Below are 16,403 nucleotides of genomic sequence, written 5' to 3' on the forward strand. Positions count from 1 at the left end.
TTCCTTATGTTCTTTTTAGTAAACGCGCTTGGCCGGTTCGATATAGTCAACGGTTAATGGTTTGGTGTGAACCGGTTTGTAGGCCAAACTGTTGTCTGCCGTGTAAAACAGAGAGTGTTTCATCCAGTTTTCGTCATCACGATCAGGATGGTCGTCCGAAGCATGGGCGCCGCGCGACTCCTTGCGGGCTTCGGCAGCAACCAAAGTGGCTTTGGCTACTTCGATAAGGTTATCCAGCTCCAAAGCTTCGATACGCGCCGTATTCCAAACTTGGCTCTTGTCTTTGATTTCGGTGTTTTTTACGCGTTCGGCAATTTTCAAAACTTTTTCAACGCCTTCTTTCAAAATGGCATCGGTTCGGAATACGCCGGCGTGCAGTTGAACGGTACGTTGCAGCTCGTTGCGCAAGGCATCCACATTTTCGCCGCCGGTTTGATTGTTCAGACGATCCAAACGTTGTTTGGTCAGTTGCCCTGCATCGGCGGGCAATTCTTTCCAACCGTTTTGCTGATTGATGTATTCAATCATACTGTCGCCGGCGGATTTACCGAATACCACCAAGTCCAGTAACGAGTTGGTGCCCAAGCGGTTAGCACCGTGAACCGATGCACAGGCACACTCCCCGGCTGCGTACAGGCCGTTTACTACTGTTTCGGGGTTACCGTCTTTAGGTACGACTACTTCACCCAAATAGTTAGTGGGAATACCGCCCATCATATAGTGCGTAGTCGGCACAACGGGAATCGGGTCTTTGATAGGATCGATGCCGGCAAACTGAATGGAAATCTCACGGATACCCGGCAGTTTTTCCATGATTTTCTCTGCACCGATATGGTCGATTTTCAAGAGTACGTGGTCTTTATTTTTACCGCAGCCGCGGCCTTCATAAATTTCCATCGCCATCGCACGCGAAACCACATCGCGCGAAGCCAAGTCTTTTACAGTCGGCGCATAACGTTCCATAAAGCGCTCGCCGTCTGCATTCAGCAGAATGCCACCCTCACCGCGCACGCCCTCGGTAATCAGCACACCCGCCCCGGCTACGCCGGTGGGGTGGAATTGCCAAAACTCCATATCTTCCAACGGAATACCTGCGCGCGCGCAAATACCTAAACCGTCGCCGGTATTCATAAAGGCATTTGTTGAAGAGGCATAGATGCGGCCGGCCCCGCCGGTGGCAAACAGCACGGCTTTCGCATGGAAAATATAAACGTCGCCGCTTTCCATTTCCATCGCGGTTACACCAACCACATCACCGTTATCGTCGCGAATCAAATCCAGCGCGGTCCACTCCACAAAGAATTGGGTATTGGCGCGCACGTTTTGCTGATAGAGCGTATGCAGCATGGCATGGCCGGTACGGTCTGCTACGGCGCAGGCACGCTCTACCGCGCGCTTACCGTGCTCGGCAGTATGGCCGCCGAAAGGACGCTGATAGATTTTGCCGCTTTCCACGCGATCAAACGGCATACCCATATGCTCCAATTCAATAACGGCTTCGGGGGCGCGGCGGCACATAAATTCAATGGCATCTTGGTCACCCAACCAATCGGAACCTTTTACGGTGTCATACATATGCCAGTCCCAGCGGTCTTCCTGCACATTACCCAAAGAAGCCGAGATACCGCCTTGTGCAGCAACCGTATGCGAACGTGTGGGGAATACTTTAGACAAAACAGCGGTATTCAAGCCCGATTTAGACAGTTGCAGTGCAGCGCGCAAACCGGCACCCCCGCCACCGACAATAACAGCATCAAATTTGCGAACAGGAAAACTCATACGATACCCCAAATTACTTTAACCGAATAAACCAAGCAACCGACCAACCACACGATGGTGGCAATCTGCAAAAACAGACGCAGGCCGAAAGACTTGATATAGTCCATCCACAAGTCGCGGATACCTACCCAAGCATGCAGAAATAATGCAACAAAAGTAACTTGGGCAAACACCTTCACCCATGTTTGTGCAAAAAATGCCTGCCACGACTCATAATCACCGGGCAATGCCAACAAGAAGATAATGAATGCAACGGTATAAATCAGCATAATAACAGCCGTAGCACGCTGCATTGCCCAATCGCGCAAGCCGTAATGGGCACCGGCCAGTTTGCGGTCTACCATAACCATGCTCCTATTACCACAGTTAATACCAAAGCCGCCACGAAAACGGCTTTTGCAGTCGCACGGGCGGTTTGAAGTTCCAAACCTTTATGCGCATCCAACAACAAGAAACGGATACCGGCCAAAGAGTGGTGCAGATATGCCCACAACAAGCCGATCAGCATCAGTTTAACCAAAGGATTGGACACCACGGAGCGGTAGGTTTCAAATGCGGCTTCGCGACTCAGCGTGCCGGCCAAGAAACACAACAGCAAAGGCAGGCTCACAAAAAGAATGACCCCGCTGATGCGGTGCAGAATGGAAACGATCCCGGGTATCGGCAACCTGATATTGGGGATTTCTAGGAATACAGGGCGCTGTTTCGTCTGCATTTCAATATCCTCTTTCACAGAATTTCTCAAAAACTCAAAACCTGAAGCAGCCCTCAGCTTTTTGCTGAAATCGGCTACATGAAACTACGTCACGGCGTAATTTACATGGTTTGCCCACAGTTGGCTAGCCCCGAAAGACAGTTTTTTAATAAAATTTAACAACCTGTTTAACAAACATCTGTTTTAAAGCGGTTTTGGCAGAGAAAATTTCATTTCTTTCTTATTTTTATCTGCATTAAAATGCTTCCCACTCCCCTGCAACGGCCGACAATCAGACATAAAACGGCAGTTGTTTCACCTGATAACAAAATAATTTCATCCGATTACAAAATTCTATTGCCCCGTTAGATAATTTTGGTATGATACCGCCTGAATCGGATAACGGAATATAATAGCCTCGAGGCCGGAAGGAGCTGCTTGCGTTTTCAGCCATGAAGATATTTCCGGCATATCCGCCAACCTGCGTTTCGGCATCCCAAACCGTTTTCAGACGGTCTCAAACAATAAAGGCCGTCTGAAAACCACTTGCCAAACGTTGTTTTTTACAATCACAAATCACTCAGGAGAGTTTTGGTATGAAGTCACCCGTTCGTGTTGCCGTAACCGGCGCTGCCGGCCAAATCGGTTATGCTTTACTGTTCCGCATCGCCAGCGGCGAAATGCTGGGCAAAGACCAGCCCGTCATTCTGCAATTGCTGGACTTGCCGCAAGCCCAAAACGCCGTGAAAGGCGTGATGATGGAACTGCAAGATTGCGCATTCCCGCTCTTGGCCGACATGTTCACTACCGATGATCCTGAGGTTGCGTTTAAAGATGCCCAAGTTGCCATTCTGGTTGGTTCGCGCCCCCGCAGCAAAGGCATGGAACGTGCCGATTTGCTGCTGGCGAACGCCGAAATCTTTACCAAGCAAGGCGCTGCTTTGAATAAAGTGGCCGACCGCAACGTTAAAGTATTGGTTGTAGGCAATCCGGCCAACACCAATGCCTATATCGCCATGAAATCGGCACCCGATCTGCCCGCCAAAAACTTTACCGCCATGCTGCGCCTCGACCATAACCGCGCCTTGAGCCAAATCGCAGAAAAAACCGGCAAACCGGTTTCGGCCATTGAAAAATTGTGCGTATGGGGCAACCACTCGCCCACCATGTATGCCGATTACCGTTTCGCCACCATCAATGGCGACAGCGTTAAGAATATGATTAACGACCAAGCCTGGAATGCCGATGTGTTCCTGCCTACCGTGGGCAAGCGCGGTGCAGCCATTATCGAAGCACGCGGCCTTTCTTCCGCCGCTTCGGCCGCCAATGCTGCCATCGACCACATCCGCGATTGGGTGTTGGGTACCAACGGCAAATGGGTAACTATGGGCATTCCGTCTGACGGCTCTTACGGTATTCCCGAAGGCACCATGTTCGGCTTCCCCGTAACTTGCGAAAACGGCGAATACAAATTAGTTGAAGGTTTGGATATCGACGATTTCAGCCGTGAGCGCATCAACATCACCCTGAAAGAACTGGAAGAAGAAAAAGCCGGCGTTGCCCATTTGCTGTCTTAATCCTTACCAGTTTATTTTCCTCTCTACCAAAAAAGCCGTCTGAAATATTTTCAGACGGCTTTTTTATAAACCAAACTTTTAGAAATATAACGAAACCATACCGTATCGTGTGCCGAACAACCATATTTCAATATTTTACATGTACTTCACCTGCCCCAACCCTTGTAATCAGCGTAACTTCCACCATTTAGTATTTTGTTGAGGCCGCAAAGCCGCCTTGGCAAAACCCTTATCGTGTATAGAGGATGTTAAATATGAACCGCCCCTCCCCTGAAGAGTTTATTCCCAAGTTCCGCCGAAAAAAATTAGACGAACCGGGTTTTCTGAGAAAACTCGCACGCTTTGCAGGCAGACTGGGAGCTCCGGCAGTTAGACAGCTTTACGCTCTTTATTTTCTGTTTAAAGATCCTGCCACGCCCAAGCGGACGAAAATGATTATTCTCGGCGCATTAGTTTATTTTTTCAGCCCGATAGACAGTATTCCCGATTTGCTCGGCCCTTTGGGGTTTAGTGACGATATTGCGGTGATTACCTTAGTGTATGCGCAGATGAAAAGCCATCTCACCGATGAAATCCGTGAAAAAGCGCGCTTGGCAACCGAAAAACTGTTGTTGCGCTGATATGTGATTTTGAAAAGCTTAAAGGCCGTCTGAAAATTTTTTCAGACGGCCTTGTAAGGTATTTTTATTGAATTACTCCAATGGGCGCATATCCATCACTTCCATCAGGAAGTTGGTAAATGCGGGATTGGAAGGTTTATTGCTCATATTCGGCCAGCGTTGTTGCCAGCCTCTCAACGCATTCTGAACATACAGCTTGGATTGCTGGCTGCTGATGGCTCCGCGCTGGCTATCCACGGCCGAACGCAGGTAAACCTCATACATGCTGTCATCCACAGAGTTTCTGCCGACCTGCTGGATGCGGAAGCGGTTGAGATACTGCGCCGCCTGAACTTTGGTAATCTGGCCCTGGCTGACCTGATAACTCAAACGTGTTGCCTCGTCGCGGATTTTCGACACATCCGTCCAATGGCTTTCCGCCAAACGGTACGGGGCTTTTGCCGTTTGTTTTTTAGCAGGCTCTTTTTTAACATTGGTGGGTTTAACCGGCACTTCTTTTAAAGAAGGAAGGTAAATGGTTTCACAACCTGCCAATGCAGCCAATACGAATAGGAGGGGGATATGCTTTTTCATGCGGCACATTATAATCAGATTTAACAGATAATCCAATAATGAATGACAAGCGGTCGTTATTTTTTCCGCCCCCATCCGGAGTATCAAACGAAAGCTGTAAAAAAGGCCGTCTGAACGGCCTTTTGATATGAATTTACTGTGGTTTTTATGCCAAGTCGGCAAACAGCGGGGTAGAAAGATAACGCTCGCCGTAAGAAGGAATCAGCACCACAATCAGTTTGTCTTTATTTTCAGGCTTTTTAGCCAGCTCCAACGCGGCCGCCACGGCTGCACCCGAAGAAATACCAACCAAAATGCCTTCTTTCTCGGCCATGGCTCGGGCTGTTGCAAATGCAGCTTCGTTGGATGCTTTAATAATGCTGTCGTAGATGCCGGTGTTCAGAATGCTGGGCACAAAACCTGCACCGATACCCTGAATCGGGTGCGGGCCTTTTTCACCACCGCTCAATACGGGCGAAGCTTCCGGCTCCACCGCAACGATTTCCACTTCGGGTTTGCGCGCTTTCAATACTTCGCCCACGCCGGTAATCGTACCGCCCGTGCCTACACCGGCCACGAAAATATCCACTTTACCGTCGGTATCGCGCCAAATTTCTTCGGCGGTGGTTTCGCGGTGGATCTGCGGGTTGGCTTCATTATCGAATTGGCGCGGCATAAAGTAAGTATTGGGGTTTTCGTCGACCAAAGCCTGAGCTTTGGCAATCGCACCGCCCATGCCTTCTGCGGCAGGGGTCAGAATCAGTTCGGCACCGAATGCGCGCAACAGCATACGGCGCTCTTTACTCATGCTCTCGGGCATGGTGATGGCCAGTTTGTAGCCGCGGGCGGCGCACACCATAGCCAAACCGATACCGGTATTGCCGCTGGTGGCTTCTACGATAACCGTGTCTTTATTGATTTTGCCGGCTTTTTCGGCCGCATCGATCATTGAGGCGGCAATACGGTCTTTTACGCTGCTGCCGGGGTTGAAAAACTCCAGCTTGGCCACAACGCGGCCGGGCAAGCCTTCGGTGAGGCGGTTCAGCTCAACCAGCGGGGTGTTGCCGATTAAGTCGGTAATGCTGTGTGCAATGTTCATCATTCTGCTCCTGATAGATTGGGGGATATTGACAACCGGCATATTAAATTCAGGCCGTCTGAAAAACCAATACCATATCTTTCTTAATTTATAACTTTTGGTTGTAAGCTGAGCCGTGCAGCGCTTAGCCGTAGCGGATATCCGACAATGCGGCAACTACACAGGCCGTCTGACACAATAATGCCAGCAACAAACCCAGTTGCAGCTGGCGGCTGCTGAAACGGTTTGCCGCTTCGCCCGCTATAACTTTGCGGTGCAGGTAGAAAACCACCATAATCACCCCCTGCATGCCGAACCAATAGGCCGGTTTGAGTGCGTAAAGCTGCAACAGTGCGGGCAGCACATAAGGTGTGATACCTCCCGGAAAGCGGCTGTACACCATCAAAACCAATGCGGTGAATACGATGCTCATCAGCATACCGCTCACCGCAAACAAACTGATAAAGCCGTTGGCATTTTCGGCCTGCCACATCTTTTTTTCGGGCGCCCTTTTCCAATGGTTCACAAAGAAAAACAGGCTGGCCAGCGTAATATAGAAATGGGGGATATAAAGCGGAGCCAAATGGGTGATACCCCACACGCCCGGCAGAAGGCGTGCGCCAGCAACACCGAACCCTATCCACAACAACACGCTGCCCCACAACCATTGGAATTCTCCCGCTTTAAAAACAGCGGTGAAAAACACGGCGATATAAACGGCCGAAATCCACACATCCCAACCGGCCATTTAACGATAACCCATAATCCGCGACAGCGCCGCACCCACGGCCGCCGCCATATATTCGACAGATTCGGTAGCCAAACCTTCGGCAAAACGGTTAACGTCGGCATCAGCCGCCAGCAGCACCGCACCTGTTCCGCCGCCTATCGGAATAGGCAACTGCAAAAAACTTTCCGCAACCGTATTGCAATCATCAGGCAGCAATGCCTGCATTTCTTTGCTTATCTTATTGCCTAACAACGGCTTTTTAAGCCCGACGATTTCCGCGCTTACTTTGGTGTTACCGGACACGGCGGCCTCATCGGGAATACGCGCTTTGTTTTTCGGTTTGACGGCAATTTTCAGCACAAACTGTTGCAGGCCGAAATCTTCCTGCAACGAACGGTATAAGGCATGAATCAATTGGCCGGCCGTATTTGCCCCCAGCAATTGCACATCCAATGCCAACTGGCGCAGCATGGTCGTGCGGTTTGCCTCTGAATCGGCCAGCATGGTTCTCAGCTGGGAAGCCATTTTTTCGATTTTCAGTTGCGAAGCCGCCACTTGCGCTTGGGCAAAAGAGCGGACTTTTTCATCACGCAGGCGTACACCCAGTTCGTCGGCATGTTCTGCCAAAAAATCCGGATGCTCCCTTAAAAACGCCAAAACATTTTCTTTATTCATCAGTATTGCAACTCGCCTTCAAACACGGTTTCCACCGGGCCGGTCATCATCACATCGGCGCCGTTTTGCCAAGAAATATATAAATCGCCGCCCGGCAGGCTCACACGCACCTGCTTGCCTGCCTCCAGCAGGCCGAGCCTCACGCCCGCCACCGCCGCCGCACATGCGCCGGTGCCGCAGGCCTGTGTTTCCCCTGCACCGCGCTCATACACGCGCAAACGGATGTGGCCGCTGTCAACCACTTCCATAAAGCCCACATTCACCCGTTCGGGAAATTGTTCGTGCGACTCAATCGCTTCACCCCATTGCTCTACCGGTGCGGTTTCCACGCTGTCCACCACAATCACGGCATGAGGATTGCCCATGCTGACACAGCTGACGGGAACCGACTCCAGCCCCACTAAAATAATATGCGTTAACGCATCGGCAGCCTCTCCCGCCGCCGGTATAAAAGGAATTTCAGACGGCATGAAATGGGGCTTGCCCATATTCACACTGACCAAGCCGTTTTCTGCCAAACGGGGCAGAATAATGCCGCGCGCAGTTTCCACCACAATTTCCTGCTTATCGGTCAAGCCCTTATCTACCACAAAGCGCACAAAGCAGCGCGCGCCGTTGCCGCACTGCTCGACTTCGCTACCGTCGGCATTAAAGATACGGTAACGGAAGTCCACCGCATCGGAATGCGCTTTCTCCACCAGCAACAGCTGGTCGAAACCCACGCCCGTGTGGCGGTCGGCCCATTTGGTCAGCGGTGCGTTTTCCGGCTCAAACGGCTGGCTGATGCCGTCGATAACCATAAAATCATTGCCCAAACCGTGCATTTTGGTAAATTTCAGCGTTTTCATCATTATCCTTCCCTGCCCTGTTTCAGGCCGTCTGAAAGCGTAGGCGACGATTCTACACCAAACCATCTGCTTTTGCTGTTACCTGCAACCACAAAAACAGATGCGTAAACGAAATAGGGCTCATATCAACGTTTTTTCGGTTTCCGGCCGTTGTTTTCAACCGAAAATAAAAATTGACAGTTGCATATAAGAGACAATCGGAATTTTATTCAGATAAACGGTAGTGCTAAGTTTACAGGCACAAAAAAATGGCATACTGCAACAACCATTTTCATATCATACTGTTTTTAAATAATTTTAATAAGATTCATCGTTATCGGCCTTATCGCCACACCATCAATCAAACCCGGATAAAACTATCACCACCATCTCAAACAAACCGATTATCTAAAAAATTTTCCATTCATCTTGCATTTTCTTATTGCATTATTTTTTTCAAGCATGCAAAATACATAACAAGAAAAGCAGAAAATATTGCAATATTATATTTCTCAATGCTTTTCCCATCAAAAAGGCCAGCCAACCACCATTTTATGCTGCAAGATGGCCAAACACATTACGAAACGTATTACAACAAGGACAAAATTATGAAAATCCAACGTGCTCTTTCTACCGTGGCTGCTTTCGCCATGCTGGCCGGCGCCCAAGCCGCTTTCGCCCAAGGCGTTACTTTCCATCACAAAGCTTCCGACGCCGCCGCGCCGATCAGCGGCAACTTAGCCATGCGCATCACCATCAATGCCGAAGGCAATGTGAGCGACGCCCGCGTGGTGCGCAGCAGCGGTTCCGCCAGCATCGATGCCGCAGCAGTCGACTGGATGGAAACGCAATATTTGCGCCCCGCAACCATGAACGGCGATTCGATCGACCTGAGCGTGATTAAAGAAATCAACTTCAGCAAAAACGCACCGGTGCAACACGCAGGTTTAACCAAATAAAGTATGGGTTCCGTATCCCCTTAAAAGGCGCGCCTTCAAAACAGGCGCGCCTTTTCCGTTGTTGCTGCAATCCAATAGCAGAAACCTTTTAGAAATCTCTCCAAACCGGCCTCCGACCGTTAGCCGGCAACACCATCGGCCTGCCTGCCGCCCACAACCACAGGCACAAAACGCAGCAGGGTTTCGCGCAAAACAATCAGTTTTCCGTGAAAAAAGTGTGAAGACTCGGGCAAAACCAACACGGGAATATCCTGCGGTGCCGCCCATTTGAAAGCCTTTTCCAAACCCACGATTTCATCGGTTTCACCATGAACCAACAAGGTTTTGGACGCATCGGGAGCAGCAGGTTCGCGGTTTTCATAATGGTTGACGGCAGGGGCAACCAATAACAGCAAATTCGGCTCGCGCCGTTGCGCCGCAAACAGTGAAACATAACCGCCGAACGAAAAACCGCTGATGGCCAACAGCGCGGCTTCGGGGTGTTTGGCACGGGCATAGTCGATAACGGCGACGCAGTCGTCGGCTTCGCCCCGTCCGTAGTCGTGGCTGCCTTCGCTGTTACCTACGCCGCGCAGGTTGGGCAGATAGCAGTGGAAACCGAGCATGCTCAAAGCTTTTGCCACGGTCTGTATCACTTTGTTGGTGTTGGTGCCGCCTTGCAGCGGGTTGGGATGGTTGATTACGGCTACGCCGCGCCCCTGCCCTTGCGCCGGCAGGTAAATGGTTTCGAGTATGCCCGCAGGGCCGGGGATATGCAGTTGGTTAATGGGTTTCAGCATAATGATGTCTGGTAATCTCTATCGTGTATTGGCCGTCTGAAAATCCGGGCGCAATCAGCCGTTTTCCGGTTGATCGACCAGTAGGCGGTTAACGGCTTTGCCGCCTGCCAAATCTTGTTCGAGAATTTCCTGCAAATCTTCTTCGTCCACATAAGTGTACCAGCGGGCTTCTGGATAAATCACCATCACCGGGCCGGATTCGCAGCGCCCCAGGCAGCTTGTGCTGCTGATGCGCAGTTTGCCGGGGCCGATCAGATCCATTTTTTTGGCGTTGCCCTTGATAAAATCGACGGCGGCGTCGGCTTCGCCGTTATCGTTGCAGCTTTGTTTGCACGGGTCGCGGCGGGCGTTGGTGCAGATAAACAGGTGGCGTTGGAAATAGCTCATGGGTGTCTTTCTTCGGAGGCCGTCTGAAAGTTTTCAGACGGCCTTACAGATAAAAATGCTTGCCGTTGTTTTGATTGTTGGCTTTCAATTCGGACAACATCCGTTTGAAATCCAAACCGTATTGCGTGCTGAGTTTGTCGGCGCGCTTTTTCAGTTTGTCGAGGTTTTGCTCTTTCGGGCTGCTTTGGAATGCCATCACGGCAACATTGCCGTGGCTTTCTGCGGGCAGCTCCAACACGCGGCCTTCAAACACGCCCAGCAGGCGTTCGACGAAGCGGCGGTAGCGGCGGTCGCCGCTCCACCAGTTGGTTACGAAGATGCCGTTTGCCGACAATGCTTGGCGGCAGTTTTCAAAAAACGGCTCTTCCACCAGCGCATCAACGATTTGCAGGCCGTCGAAGCCGTCCACCAGCACCACATCGGTGCCGCCGCGCAGGGTTTTGATGTATTCGGCGCCGTCGGCTTCGATGATTTCGAAACGTTCGTCTTCAAACGGCAGCTCGAACAGGCTGCGCGCCACATTGATAACCTGCGGGTTGATGTCGACGGCGGTTTGGCGCGTATCGGGCAGGTAGGCATCTATCCAGCGTGCAAACGAGCCGCCGCCCAAGCCGATTTGGGTGATGTGTGCAGGCGCCTGTTCGACAAACAGCAGCCAGCCCATCATGGCGCGGCTGTATGAAAGCACCAGCTCGGCGGGATGATCAAGGTTCATCGAGCTTTGCACGGTGGCGCTGCCCAAATGCAGCGAGCGGATGTTGCCGGATTCGGAAATACCCACCTCCGGCAGTTCGGATTGCTGCGCACGCAGGCGGCGGTAAGGGTGGTGTGCCATAAAGCGGTGGAATGTAGGAAAAGAGCGTTATTTTAATACAGTTCGGACGCGTTGGAACGGTGTTTCAGACGGCCACAACGGTAAATGTGGGCAATTAATCCTTAAGGTTATGATTATTCGGAAAGAGGCGGGATTTATATCAGGTTGATTGTTTGAGGCCGTCTGAAAAGATTCAGACGGCCTCAAACATATGCCAACCGGCGGATAACAATGCCTTAAAACTAAAGTGCGCCTTAGCAGTATCTGCGGATTTTTTCTCAAAAATCCGCTTTACAAGCCTTCTGACAACACGTCCTAAAACGCCTCGCCCACTTTCACGCCGCCTTCCGTGTCTTTCGGCGTGGCCAGTTGTGCGGTAGCCAGTTGGGCAGCTTTAAATTCGGGCGTCTGCATCATAGCAGCAGCCTCGCCGGCGCTCAAAGTGTTCGCCATATATTGCCAGCGGGCAGCCAAATCGGGGTTGGCGGAGATAACGAAATCCTCGCGCAATTCGTCAACCAAATCGGGGCGGTTACACACCAGCACGATGTCGCACCCCGCTTCAAACGACAAACGGGCGCGGTCTTTGATACCGCCTGCGCCCACTGCGCCTTCCATTGTGAGGTCGTCTGAAAAAATCACGCCGTTAAAGCCGATTTCCCGCCGCAGGATTTCTTTCAGCCATTTGGCGGAAAAACCTGCGGGCAGGCTGTCAACCTGCGGATACACCACGTGCGCGGGCATCACGGCGGCCATGCCGGCGGCGCTCATTTTTCTAAACGGCAATATATCGGCGGCTTCCAAGTCTGCCAGCGTGCGGTCGTCTTGCGGCAGCACATGGTGGCTGTCGCCTTCTACGAAGCCGTGGCCGGGAAAATGTTTGCCGCACGATTTCATGCCGCCGCGGTTCAAGCCTTTTTGCAGCGCCAGCGCCAGTTCGGCCACCACTCCGGCATCACAGTGGAAGCTGCGGTTGCCGATAACGGCGCACTGTCCCCAGTTCAAATCAAGTACGGGTGTAAACGATAAGTCTATGCCGCACGCGCTCAATTCGGCAGCCAACACCCAACCCACCTGCTCCGCGCGCGCTTTGGCCGCTTCGGGGCCTTCGCTGTCCCAAACCGCACCGAGCGCGTCCATCGCGGGCAGGCGGGTAAAGCCGTTGATAAAACGCTGCACGCGCCCGCCTTCGTGATCGACGGCAATTACCAGCTCGGGCGAACGCAGGGCCTTGATTTCGCCGACCAAGGCTTTGAGCTGTTCGATATTTTCAAAATTCCGGCGGAACAGAATCACACCGCCCACAGCCGGGTCGAGCAGGCGTTGCTTTTCTTCTTCGCTAAGGCGGAAAGCGTGCACATCGGCCATCACCGGGCCGCGCGGAATAACGGGTTGGGTCATACTAATCTCATAAAAGATAAGGTAAATCGGTTCGGGCTGCCGCAGTTTTCAGACGGCCTCAAAGTTTTGGTAAAGCCGCCGCGGGCAGATGTGGTTTAAGGCCGCAGAAATATGCCTGACGGCCGGAAACGTTTCAGACGGCCTGCTGCATTGAGGCCGTCTGAAAACAAATGTGCAGGCTTATTGCAGGTTTAACGCCAAAAACAGCGTGCTGCCGTCGCGCTGCACCAGCAGGGGCACGGTTTTGCCGGTGCTCTCCAGCGCGCTGCGGAATGTGGATTCGTCTTCCACATTGATTTGGCTCACCGCCAGAATTTCGTCACCACGCTTCAGGCCGGCACGCTGGGCGGCACCTTCGGCTTTCACCACCACCAGCCGTTTGCCGTTGTTGGCCGAGCGCGTTTGCAGGGTTAAGCCCGTGTTTTCAATGGTAAAGGTTTGGCCTTCCGGCGTGTATGAGGGGTCGGACGCCTGCTCCTCGCTCATTTCGGTATCCTGGCCGTTGGCACCGAGCTGCACTTTCACCGTGCTTTCTTTGCCCTTGCGCCACACGCCGAGAGTAACTTCTTTGCCAGGCGGCATCGCACCCACCATCACGGGCAAATCGCTTGATTGGCGCACTTCTTCACCGTTCACGCTGCGCACGATGTCGCCCACCTGCAAGCCCGCACGTTGCGCCGGGCTGCCGGGCAGCACACGGGCAATCAGGGCGCCGGAAGCCTTGTCGAGGCCGAACGATTTGGCCAAATCATAGGAAACTTCCTGAATAATCACGCCCAATTGGCCGCGCTGCACTTTGCCGGTGGTTTTCAGCTGCTCGGCCACGTTCATGGCCACATCAATCGGAATAGCGAACGAAATGCCCATAAAACCGCCGCTGCGGCTGTAAATCTGCGAGTTGATGCCCACCACCTGCCCACGCAGGTTAAACAGCGGGCCGCCCGAATTGCCGGGGTTGATGGCCACATCGGTTTGGATAAACGGCGTGTAGTTTTCGTTGGGCAGGCTGCGGCCTTTGGCCGACACAATGCCTGCGGTAACGCTGTTGTCGAAGCCGAACGGCGCACCGATGGCGGCCACCCATTCGCCCGGTTTCAAATCTTTGGCGTTGCCCACTTTAATCACCGGCAAATCGGCGGCATCGATTTTCAAGAGCGCCACATCAGACTGCTGGTCGGAACCGATTAATTTGGCCGAATATTCGCGTTTGTCGTTCAACACCACTTTGATATTGGCCATGCCGCCCACCACATGGGTATTGGTGAGGATATAGCCGTCGGGGCTGATGATGAAGCCTGAACCGAAATTCAGCTCGCCCTCGTCGTCTTGCTCCGGCATTTCGGGCATATTGGGCACGAGGCGTTTGAAAAACTCGTAAAACGGATCATTGTCGGGAAACTGGTTCAAATCCATACCGTTATCGCTGTTTTGCCTGCTCGCCGGCGCTTTGGTGGCTTGGATATTGACAACTGTCTGCCCTTCCTGCTCCACCAGCTTGGTAAAGTCGGGCAACAGCATCTGCACCTTGCCGTCATCGGTTTTGGTTTCTACTTTCTGCACCAAATCGTCTTGCGGCTTTCCGTCTCTACCGAAAAAGCTGTCGATTTTGTCGCAGCCGCTCAAAGCCAAGGCCGAAGCCGTCAGCAAGGCGATGTATTTTGGCGTTGTGTTCACGGCGTTTCCTCTTAAAACTGTTCCGTTGGGTTTGGATAGGCGGATTGTAAACGAAAACGGCCGCTTCTGCACGGCGGTTGCGATGCAGCCCCCTTTATTTTACCTGCCCGAAACAGCCTTATCGGAAGGCCGTCTGAAAACAACGGCAGCTGCGTTTGTTGTGCAGAACCCGTTTTTTCAGACGGCCTGTTACATTATATTAATTGCGGCCTACGGCCACGTGGCAGCGGCTCAGCCTAAAGTGGGCATGGAGAACACCGCGCCTTCGCGTACTTCGGAAGTCGGCCAGCGTTGGGTAACGGTTTTGCGGCGGGTGTAAAAACGGGTGCCGTCGGGGCCGTATGTGCCCAAATCGCCGAACATCGATTGCTTCCAGCCGCCGAAACTGTGGTAAGCCACCGGCACGGGCAGCGGGATGTTGACGCCGACCATGCCCACCAGGATATTGTCGGCGAAATAGCGGGCGGCTTCGCCGTCGCGGGTATAGATGCAGGTGCCGTTGCCGTAGATGTGGTTGTTGATCAGATCCATCGCCTCTTGCATGGTCTTCACGCGCACTACCTGCAACACCGGGCCGAAGATTTCTTCCTGATAGCTCACCATATCGGGGGTAACGTGATCGATCAACGTGCCGCCGAGGTAGAAGCCGTTTTCATAGCCGGGTACGCTGGGGTTGCGGCCGTCCACCACGATGGTGGCGCCCTGCTCTTCGGCGCTGGCAATGTAACCTTCCACTTTGGCTTTGTGCGCGGCGGTAATCAGCGGGCCGAAATGGTTGGATTTGTCGGAAAACGGGCCGACTTTCATGGTTTTCATGCCTTCTTTGATACCGGCCACCATGCGTTCGGCGATTTCGTCACCCACGGCCACCGCTACCGACAAGGCCATGCAGCGCTCGCCGGAAGAACCGAATGCTGCGCCCAACAGGGAATTGACCACATTGTCCAAATCGGCATCCGGCAACACGATGGCATGGTTTTTCGCGCCGCCGAGCGCTTGGCAGCGCTTGCCGTTGGCGGTGGCGGTGGCGTAGATGTATTTGGCGATCGGGGTGGAACCGACAAAGCTGACGGCCTGTACGCGGTTGTCGGTCAGCAGGGTATCCACCGCTTCTTTGCCGCCGTTCACCACGTTCAACACGCCGTCGGGCAAACCGGCTTCCTGCATCAGTTGCGCCAAAAACAGGCATACGCTCGGATCGCGCTCGGACGGCTTCAACACGAAAGTATTGCCGCAGACGATGGCCAGCGGAAACATCCACAGCGGCACCATCGCCGGGAAGTTGAACGGGGTGATGCCGGCCACCACGCCCAAGGGTTGGAAGTCGCTCCAAGAATCGATGTCGGGGCCGACATTTTTACTGTATTCGCCTTTGAGCATTTCGGGTGCGCCGCAGGCGAATTCCACATTTTCGATGCCGCGCTGTAATTCGCCGGCGGCATCGTGTACGATTTTGCCGTGTTCCGAACCGATTAATTCGCAGATTTTGTCGCGGTTCTGCTCCAGCAGCTCTTTATAGCGGAACATGATGCGCGCGCGTTTCATCACCGGTGTTTTGCGCCACTCGGGAAACGCGGCCTGCGCGGCGGCAACGGCTTCTTCTACCGTGGCTTTGCCCGCCAACGCCACTTGCTTGCTGACTTCGCCGGTGGAAGGATTGTAAACATCTTGCGTGTGGGCGGTATCGTTGATGATTTTGCCGTTGATAAAGTGGCCGACAATGTGTGTCATGATATTTCTCCTTTAAAAATCAAAATATATAAATCGAAATGCTTGTTCTTTTCAGACGGCCTGATATTGATGAAGGCCGTCTGAACAAACGAAATGCCTGTCTGAACCGGAAACCTACTTTCGGCA

The 16,403-nt window shown here is 52.7% G+C and carries 17 protein-coding genes; 3 read left to right on the forward strand and 14 right to left on the reverse strand.

Going from position 1 to position 16,403, the window contains the following annotated elements:
* Nucleotides 1-15: 15 nt before the first annotated feature.
* Genes sdhA through sdhC form a run of 3 tightly spaced genes read right to left on the reverse strand, consistent with a single transcriptional unit; the run spans nucleotide 16 to nucleotide 2,494 of the window.
* Nucleotides 16-1,779, reverse strand: a complete 1,764-nt coding sequence (gene sdhA, locus H3L92_RS05835) for a succinate dehydrogenase flavoprotein subunit (protein ID WP_085364736.1) — start codon at nucleotides 1,777-1,779, stop codon at nucleotides 16-18.
* Entirely contained in the window at nucleotides 1,776-2,123 is a 348-nt protein-coding gene (sdhD, locus tag H3L92_RS05840) for a succinate dehydrogenase, hydrophobic membrane anchor protein (RefSeq protein ID WP_085364735.1), read from the reverse strand. The genes sdhA and sdhD overlap by 4 nt, the downstream gene beginning before the upstream one ends.
* Entirely contained in the window at nucleotides 2,117-2,494 is a 378-nt protein-coding gene (gene sdhC / locus H3L92_RS05845; RefSeq protein WP_085364734.1) for a succinate dehydrogenase, cytochrome b556 subunit, read from the reverse strand. Before sdhC ends, sdhD begins: the two co-directional genes overlap by 7 nt.
* A 575-nt stretch (nucleotides 2,495-3,069) precedes the next feature.
* Between sdhC and H3L92_RS05850 the strand changes: the two genes are divergently transcribed.
* Nucleotides 3,070-4,050 carry a malate dehydrogenase gene (locus tag H3L92_RS05850; RefSeq protein WP_085364733.1) on the forward strand — a complete coding sequence of 327 codons (981 nt, stop codon included), beginning with the start codon at nucleotides 3,070-3,072 and terminating at the stop codon, nucleotides 4,048-4,050.
* Between the two features lie 254 nt (nucleotides 4,051-4,304).
* Nucleotides 4,305-4,670, forward strand: coding sequence for a YkvA family protein (locus tag H3L92_RS05855; protein ID WP_085364732.1), 366 nt, complete (start codon nucleotides 4,305-4,307; stop codon nucleotides 4,668-4,670).
* 72 nt (nucleotides 4,671-4,742) lie between these two features.
* Here H3L92_RS05855 and H3L92_RS05860 read toward each other — a convergent pair whose 3' ends face one another.
* From H3L92_RS05860 to dapF, 5 genes are all read right to left on the reverse strand, one after another.
* Nucleotides 4,743-5,252, reverse strand: coding sequence for a prokaryotic membrane lipolipid attachment site family protein (locus H3L92_RS05860; RefSeq protein ID WP_085364919.1), 510 nt, complete (start codon nucleotides 5,250-5,252; stop codon nucleotides 4,743-4,745).
* Between the two features lie 136 nt (nucleotides 5,253-5,388).
* Entirely contained in the window at nucleotides 5,389-6,321 is a 933-nt protein-coding gene (gene cysK / locus H3L92_RS05865; protein WP_115336325.1) for a cysteine synthase A, read from the reverse strand.
* 124 nt (nucleotides 6,322-6,445) lie between these two features.
* On the reverse strand, nucleotides 6,446-7,048 hold the full coding sequence (locus tag H3L92_RS05870; protein ID WP_085364730.1) for a hypothetical protein: 603 nt from the start codon (nucleotides 7,046-7,048) through the stop codon (nucleotides 6,446-6,448).
* The gene (locus tag H3L92_RS05875) at nucleotides 7,049-7,705 is read right to left on the reverse strand and encodes a DUF484 family protein (protein WP_085364729.1); all 657 of its coding nucleotides are present in this window, start codon (nucleotides 7,703-7,705) and stop codon (nucleotides 7,049-7,051) included.
* Nucleotides 7,705-8,553, reverse strand: coding sequence for a diaminopimelate epimerase (gene dapF / locus H3L92_RS05880; RefSeq protein ID WP_085364728.1), 849 nt, complete (start codon nucleotides 8,551-8,553; stop codon nucleotides 7,705-7,707). The genes H3L92_RS05875 and dapF overlap by 1 nt, the downstream gene beginning before the upstream one ends.
* A gap of 587 nt (nucleotides 8,554-9,140) precedes the next feature.
* On the opposite strand from dapF, the gene H3L92_RS05885 reads away from it, so the two are divergent.
* Nucleotides 9,141-9,491, forward strand: a complete 351-nt coding sequence (locus H3L92_RS05885) for an energy transducer TonB (RefSeq protein ID WP_085364918.1) — start codon at nucleotides 9,141-9,143, stop codon at nucleotides 9,489-9,491.
* Nucleotides 9,492-9,610: 119 nt separating this feature from the next.
* On the opposite strand, the gene H3L92_RS05890 is transcribed toward H3L92_RS05885, so the two are convergent.
* From H3L92_RS05890 to H3L92_RS05915, 6 genes are all read right to left on the reverse strand, one after another.
* Nucleotides 9,611-10,270 carry an alpha/beta hydrolase gene (locus H3L92_RS05890; protein ID WP_085364727.1) on the reverse strand — a complete coding sequence of 220 codons (660 nt, stop codon included), beginning with the start codon at nucleotides 10,268-10,270 and terminating at the stop codon, nucleotides 9,611-9,613.
* Between the two features lie 54 nt (nucleotides 10,271-10,324).
* Entirely contained in the window at nucleotides 10,325-10,657 is a 333-nt protein-coding gene (locus tag H3L92_RS05895) for a (2Fe-2S) ferredoxin domain-containing protein (RefSeq protein ID WP_085364726.1), read from the reverse strand.
* Nucleotides 10,658-10,700: 43 nt separating this feature from the next.
* Nucleotides 10,701-11,492 carry a polyamine aminopropyltransferase gene (locus H3L92_RS05900; RefSeq protein WP_085364725.1) on the reverse strand — a complete coding sequence of 264 codons (792 nt, stop codon included), beginning with the start codon at nucleotides 11,490-11,492 and terminating at the stop codon, nucleotides 10,701-10,703.
* A 294-nt stretch (nucleotides 11,493-11,786) separates the two neighbouring features.
* Nucleotides 11,787-12,872: a beta-N-acetylhexosaminidase gene (nagZ, locus tag H3L92_RS05905; RefSeq protein WP_085364724.1), complete on the reverse strand. Its 1,086-nt coding sequence runs from the start codon at nucleotides 12,870-12,872 to the stop codon at nucleotides 11,787-11,789.
* Nucleotides 12,873-13,052: 180 nt separating this feature from the next.
* On the reverse strand, nucleotides 13,053-14,546 hold the full coding sequence (locus H3L92_RS05910; RefSeq protein WP_085364723.1) for a DegQ family serine endoprotease: 1,494 nt from the start codon (nucleotides 14,544-14,546) through the stop codon (nucleotides 13,053-13,055).
* A 231-nt stretch (nucleotides 14,547-14,777) separates the two neighbouring features.
* Nucleotides 14,778-16,277: a CoA-acylating methylmalonate-semialdehyde dehydrogenase gene (locus H3L92_RS05915; protein WP_085364722.1), complete on the reverse strand. Its 1,500-nt coding sequence runs from the start codon at nucleotides 16,275-16,277 to the stop codon at nucleotides 14,778-14,780.
* Nucleotides 16,278-16,403 lie beyond the last annotated feature (126 nt).

The sequence above is a fragment of the Neisseria dentiae genome, from assembly GCF_014055005.1.
GTDB lineage: Bacteria > Pseudomonadota > Gammaproteobacteria > Burkholderiales > Neisseriaceae > Neisseria > Neisseria dentiae.